Raw genomic sequence first — 1,198 nt, forward strand, 5'->3', positions numbered from 1 at the left:
GGGTAATCCCCCCCGATCCTAAGGGGATGCGGAAGTGGAATTTTCTCGGCAGGATGAACGAGGAGATTCCGATGAAGAAGACACGTTTTACCGAGGCCCAGATCATGGGCGTGCTGCGCCAGATGGAAGGCGGCGTTTCTGCTGCCGAGTTGTGCCGTGAACATGGCATGAGCAGTGCCACGCTTTACAAATGGCGGGCCAAATATGGCGGTATGGATGCGAGCCTGATCAGCGAGATGAAGGCGATGGCCGAGGAGAACCGCCGCCTGAAGCGCATGTTTGCTGATGTCAGCATGCAAAACGACCTGCTGAAGGAGGCGCTCGGAAAAAAATGAAGCGGCCAGCTCAACGCCGAGAGTTGGCCGTGAAAGCGGTGGCGATGAAGGGCGTCAGCATCGCGCTGGCGTGCCGGGCATTTGATGTCAGCGAGACCTGCTGCCGATACAGCCCGAAGCTGGACGATGAGAACGAGCAGATCGCCGACCTGCTGCTTGGGCTGACGAAGGCGAAGAAGACCTGGGGCTTCGGCCTGTGCTTTCTCTACCTGCGCAATGTCCAGGGCCATGGCTGGAACCACAAGCGGGTCTACCGGATCTACCGCGAGCTGGAGCTGAACCTCAGGATCAAGCCGCGCAAACGGCTGAAACGGGAGAAGCCCGACGAGTTGTTTGTGCCAAAACAGCCGAACGAAGTCTGGTCCATGGATTTTATGGCAGATCGCCTTGGGGACGGTCGCCAGTTCCGGCTGCTAAATGTCCTGGACGACTTCAACCGTGAAGGGCTTGGTATCGAGGTCGACTTCTCGCTACCCGCGGAACGCGTCGTCAGGGCGCTGAACCAGATCATCGAATGGCGTGGTGCGCCTCGAACCATTCGAGTCGACAACGGCCCGGAATATATCAGCGGCACCCTCATGGAATGGGCCGAACACAAGGGCATCGCCTTGGCCCACATACAGCCGGGGAAACCGCAGCAGAACGCATATGTCGAGCGCTACAACCGGACGGTTCGGCATGAATGGCTGGACCTTCACATCTTTGAAACCATCGACGAGGTGCAGCAGATTGCTACCGAGTGGCTCTGGTCTTACAACAACGAGCGCCCAAACATGGGCAACGGCGGGATGACCCCCGCCCAGAAACTGAGAATGGCCGCGTAAATTCTACGACCAAGTCCCCGCAAAAACGGGGGGATTACC

The 1,198-nt window shown here is 58.4% G+C and carries 1 protein-coding gene; it reads left to right on the plus strand.

Going from position 1 to position 1,198, the window contains the following annotated elements:
* Positions 1–71 precede the first annotated feature (71 nt).
* Positions 72–1,159, plus strand: a protein-coding gene (locus CRO18_RS18470) for an IS3 family transposase (protein ID WP_097083226.1) whose coding sequence is annotated in 2 segments (ribosomal slippage) — positions 72–333 and positions 333–1,159 — 1,089 coding nt in all. Because the reading frame shifts where the segments join, the coding sequence is not laid out codon by codon here.
* Positions 1,160–1,198: the final 39 nt, after the last annotated feature.

It is taken from the genome of Rhodobacter sp. JA431 (assembly GCF_900217725.1).
Classification (GTDB): Bacteria; Pseudomonadota; Alphaproteobacteria; order Rhodobacterales; family Rhodobacteraceae; genus Rhodobacter; species Rhodobacter aestuarii.